Source organism: Parolsenella sp. (assembly GCF_982402205.1).
Genome location: NZ_CEVYAT010000131.1, coordinates 1 through 4,609, shown reverse-complemented (window position 1 = coordinate 4,609; position 4,609 = coordinate 1). Strand labels below are relative to the sequence as shown.

The following is a 4,609-nucleotide window of genomic DNA, read 5'->3' as shown; positions in this document are numbered from 1 at the left end:
GTGCGATAGCCACCCGCCTCGCCGTTGAGGCACTTTGAGACGCGGCTGACGGTGGTCGACGAGGCGCCGGTGTGTTCCTGGACGGAGAGGTACGGCTCGCCGGCGTCGAGCAGGCGCGCAACCTCGAGGCGCTGGGAGAGGTCCTCGATCTCGCGCGGGGTGCAGAGGTCAATGAGAAGGGCTTCGACGTCCTTGGCGGTCGTGAGCTCGCACAACGCGGCCACCAGCCTACGTGCCGGCTTGGTGGCAAGAGCCTCTCGTGCGTCCATGCGCCTTCCCCTCGCGGCGCGCATCGAACGGCCGCTCGCATCAATCGATGCATCTACTTTAGCGCATTAAAGCGCAGCCGCGACACGCCGCACGCAAGACGCCCACAGCAAAGGGCCCGAGCACCACCGTGCCCGGACCCCATCACTTGTATCGTCGGTCAAAAGCAACCACTCGCGGGGTCTCCCTACTTGATGACGCCACCAAGGATCATCGAGACGAGCGAGATGACGATGGCACCGAGAAGCGCCGCTCCAAAGCCGTCGATGAGAATGCCCGCATGCGTGATGTTGCGAGACAGGTAGCTCGCGAGCTCGAGCATGAACGCATTAATCACCAGCAGGAACAGTCCCAGCGACAGCACCGTGATGGGCAGGCCCAGCACCTGCAGCACCGGCTTTACCACCGCGTTCACGATGGCGAGGAACAGTGCCGTGAACGCCGCCGCGCCCATCGTGCCGCCCACGACGTCGATGCCCGGCACGAGCCAGACGGCCACGCCCACGGCGATGGCGCCAACCAGCCACTTGCCCACAAATCCCATGTCCGCTCCCTCTCCGCCGCCACGCCTCGCGCGGCGGCCGTGTCATCGTCTGGTCGCGCCCGTCCGTGGCCGTGCGTCGCAGCCGGCCGCCACGGACGCGCATCCGCTACTTCTTCCTCGGGTGATAGCGACGCCTCGTGGCGTGCGCGCTTCCCTTGCGAGCACCCGCCTTGAGCCTGGCCATAACCTCGTCCTCCGTCGTGCCCTCGACCTTGCTCCTCAGCTCGACCAGCTGGTCGCGGAGCTCGGCAGCACGCTCGAAGTCCATCGCCTCGCTCGCCGCGGCCATGTCGGCCTCGAGGGTCTCCATGAGCCTCGTGAGCTCCTCGCGCGGCAGCTTCTTGGCAAGCTCGGCCGCCACGGACTTGGCCGTGGCCTCGCTGCGAGCACGCGCGTCCTGCTCGACGTTGACCAGGCTCTCGAACACGCCGTGGCTGCCCGTTCCGTGGCGGTCGCGCGTCTTGTCGCCAAGCGTGTCCTCCGCCTCCTCGATGAAGCTCGAGATGTCGGCGATCGACTTGCTCACCGTCTTGGGCACGATGCCGTGCTCGGCGTTGTAGGCCTCCTGCACGCTGCGGCGACGCCGCGTCTCGTCGATAGCGACGCGCATCGAGTCGGTCACGACGTCGGCGTACATGATGACCTCGCCGTGGGCGTTTCGCGCCGCGCGGCCCATCGTCTGGATGAGCGAGCGGCGATTGCGCAGGAAGCCCTCCTTGTCGGCGTCAAGAATCGCCACGAGCGACACCTCGGGGATGTCGAGGCCCTCGCGCAGCAGGTTGATGCCCACCAGCACGTCGATCTTGCCCGTGCGCAGGTCGCGGATGATGTCCACGCGGTCGAGCGTCGCCGTGTCAGAGTGCATGTAGTTGGCCTTGAGCCCCTCGTCGAGCAGGTGGTCGGTGAGGTCCTCGGCCATGCGCTTGGTGAGCGTCGTCACCAGCACGCGCTCGTGGCGCGCCACGCGCTCGCGAATCTCGGAAGTGAGGTCGTCGATCTGGCCGCGCACGGGGCGCACGTCGATCTTGGGGTCGAGCAGGCCCGTGGGGCGAATGATCTGCTCGACCGTCTGCTGGCTCACCTGCTCCTCGTAGTCGCCGGGCGTGGCCGACACGTAGAGGAACTGCGGAACGCGCGCCTCGAACTCGTCGAAGCGCAGGGGTCGGTTGTCCAGCGCGCTGGGCAGGCGAAAGCCGTGCTCCACCAGGGTGATCTTGCGCGAGCGGTCTCCCTCGTGCATGCCGCGGATCTGCGGCACCGTGACGTGGGACTCATCGATGATGCAGAGCATGTCCTTGGGGAAGTAGTCAATGAGCGTGTAGGGCGGCTCGCCGGGCTTGCGTCCGTCGAGGTGGCGCGAGTAGTTCTCGATGCCGTTGCAGAAGCCCATCGTCTCGAGCATCTCGAGGTCGTAGGCCGTGCGCTCGCGCAGGCGCTGCGCCTCGAGCAGCTTGTCGGAGGCCTTGAGCTGCGCCAGGCGCTCGGTGAGCTCCTCGTTGATCGTGTCGAGCGCGTGGTTGATCTTGGGGCGCTCGGTGACGTAGTGGCTCGCCGGCCAGATGGGCACGGCGTCGAACTCGCGCAGAATCTCGCCCGTGACCTCGTTGATCTCTGCGATGAGCTCGACTTCGTCGCCAAAGAACTCGATGCGCAGGGGATGCTCGGCGTACGGCGGAAAGACGTCGACGCGCTCACCGCGCACGCGAAAGCACCCGCGGGCGAGGTCGATGTCGTTGCGGTCGTACTGGATGTCGATGAGTGCGTGGATGAGGTCGTCGCGCTCGAGTGGCTCCTCCTTGCTCACGTTGGGGGCAAGGCCCGCGTAGTCCTCGGGGCTGCCGATGCCGTAGATGCAGCTCACGGACGCCACGCAAATGACGTCGCGGCGCGACAGCAGGCTCGCCGTGGCCTGGTGGCGCAGCTTCTCGACCTCCTCGTTCACCGAGGAATCCTTCTCAATGTAGGTGTCCGACTGCGGGACGTAGGCCTCGGGCTGGTAGTAGTCGTAGTAGCTGACGAAGTAGACCACCGCGTTGTTGGGGAACATCTCGCGCATCTCGCTCGCGACCTGGGCCGCGAGCGTCTTGTTGGGTTCCATGATGAGCGTGGGCTTGTTCACGGCCTCGACGGTCTTGGCCATGGTGTAGGTCTTGCCCGAGCCCGTGACGCCCATGAGGGTCTGGTAGCGCAGGCCCTCGTTGATGCCGCGTGCGAGCTTTTGAATCGCCTGGGGCTGGTCGCCGGCAGGCTCGTAGGGCGAGACGACCTTGAGCGGCACGCCCTTGCCCTCGACGCCAAAGCGGCGCAGCTCGGCGCCGACGTGGCCCGCGAGCTGGACCTCCGGCTGGGCTGCGGGGCTAGTCTGTGGCATCGGAGCCTCCCATCACCTCGTGCCACCATTCGTCGACTGCGCGCGCCAGGGCCGCCTCGTCGCCGCTGTTGTCGATGACGTGGGTGGCATGCGCGCGCAGGTAGTCGTCGCTGGGCTGGTGGAGCACGCGCTGGTCGAAGTCGGCCGCGTCCATGCCGCGGCCTTGGGCGCGCTCGCGGCGCAGGGCCAGCGGGGCGGTGACGACCAGGACGTCGTCGGCGAGCGGCAGCAGGTCCTCGATGCGGTCGAGCAGCGGCACCTCCACCACCGTGAGCGCAGGCTCGGTCGCCGCACAGCAGCTGTTGGTGAGGATGGTGGCCAGGCGCTCCTTGATGGCGGGCATCTCGATGGCCTCGAGGCGTTCCGTGGCCTCGGGCGAGGCAAACGCGCGCATGGCGAGGCTCAGGCGGTCGAGCTCGCCGCTTTCGGGGTCGAGCAAATCGCGGCCAAACTCGTCGGCGATCTGCTCGAGCACGGGGTTGGGACCCTCGTACCAGGGACTGTTTGCCTCGAGCACCTCGCGTGAGACCTGATCGAGGTCACACAGCCAGGCGCCGCGCTCGTGCAGCAGGCGCGCGACGGTCGACTTGCCCGACGCGATGCCACCGGCCAGAAACGTCGTGTGCATGTGCCTTACGCCTTTCCATCAAAGCGGGTGTGGCACTTGGGGCAGGTGATGCGCACCTTGCCCTTGCCGCGCGGGATGCGAACGCGCTGGCCACAGCTGGGACAGGTGAGGTGCACGTAGGCCTTGGCCTCGCGCGCGAAGGCCACGGGGTTGGCGATGAAGGTGACCACGGGACCAGTCGCGCTTATGGCGCGGGAGTTCTCGCGGGCGCGGGCCATGACGTCCTTGGAGGTGATGCGGAACCACGAGTAGCCAAGCAGCACGAGGGCGACCACCGACAGCACCGTCGTGTGCGCGAACAGGTCGATGATGACGAGCAGCACCGCGACGTTGGTGCAGGCGCTCGAGAGCTCGTCGGCGCCGTTGCGGCCACGCGCCCACTCGACCATCCTTCGCTGCGAGTCGTCCATCTTACGTTTGAAGTCGCCCTTTGGCATATCTCCCCCATTCGTCTTTTCGAGAACCTATTCTACCCAGCCTGCCGGACGCATACCAAAGCCGCGCCCGCGCGTAACAAAAGCGGGACAACAGGTTCGATGCGCGTACGTGCGGGCGTGGGAGATGGGACGGAGGGGGTGTCCCACCTTCCACGCAAACAAAAAGCGGGGCCGCCCGAAGGCGACCCCGCTCGACATGCGAGAGATGTGAGGGCTGAGCGCTACTCGGCGTCAGCGGCCTCCTCCTCGGGCTTGTCCATGGGCTCGACGGCAACCTCGAAGCCGAGGGTCTCGGCGGCAGCCTTCATGGACAGGGAGATGCGGCGACGATCGAGGTCAATCTCCATGACCTTGACCTGAAC

The 4,609-nt window shown here is 66.8% G+C and carries 5 protein-coding genes and 1 pseudogene; all 6 read right to left on the bottom strand.

Annotated features, from left to right (window positions below; all coding sequences use genetic code 11):
• Positions 1-269, bottom strand: a 269-nt coding sequence (locus tag AC1VTH_RS06870; protein ID WP_481335417.1) for a YerC/YecD family TrpR-related protein, incomplete at its 3' end; no start/stop codon positions are given.
• A gap of 185 nt (positions 270-454) precedes the next feature.
• Entirely contained in the window at positions 455-811 is a 357-nt protein-coding gene (locus tag AC1VTH_RS06865; protein ID WP_481335416.1) for a phage holin family protein, read from the bottom strand.
• Positions 812-917: 106 nt separating this feature from the next.
• Positions 918-3,182: an excinuclease ABC subunit UvrB gene (uvrB, locus tag AC1VTH_RS06860; RefSeq protein ID WP_481335415.1), complete on the bottom strand. Its 2,265-nt coding sequence runs from the start codon at positions 3,180-3,182 to the stop codon at positions 918-920.
• Complete coding sequence (gene coaE / locus AC1VTH_RS06855; protein WP_481335414.1) at positions 3,169-3,810, bottom strand: dephospho-CoA kinase; 642 nt, start codon at positions 3,808-3,810, stop codon at positions 3,169-3,171. The genes uvrB and coaE overlap by 14 nt, the downstream gene beginning before the upstream one ends.
• Before the next feature lie 5 nt (positions 3,811-3,815).
• Positions 3,816-4,247, bottom strand: a complete 432-nt coding sequence (locus AC1VTH_RS06850) for a hypothetical protein (protein WP_481335413.1) — start codon at positions 4,245-4,247, stop codon at positions 3,816-3,818.
• 221 nt (positions 4,248-4,468) lie between these two features.
• Positions 4,469-4,609 (bottom strand): annotated as a pseudogene (locus AC1VTH_RS06845) (30S ribosomal protein S1); the annotation flags it as partial.

Excerpts from the sequence above, each read along its gene's own strand:
- uvrB (WP_481335415.1), bottom strand. The coding sequence starts at position 3,182 with ATGCCACAGACTAGCCCCGCAGCCCAGCCGGAGGTCCAGCTCGCGGGC.
- coaE (WP_481335414.1), bottom strand. The coding sequence starts at position 3,810 with ATGCACACGACGTTTCTGGCCGGTGGCATCGCGTCGGGCAAGTCGACC.
- AC1VTH_RS06850 (WP_481335413.1), bottom strand. The coding sequence starts at position 4,247 with ATGCCAAAGGGCGACTTCAAACGTAAGATGGACGACTCGCAGCGAAGG.
- AC1VTH_RS06865 (WP_481335416.1), bottom strand. The coding sequence starts at position 811 with ATGGGATTTGTGGGCAAGTGGCTGGTTGGCGCCATCGCCGTGGGCGTG.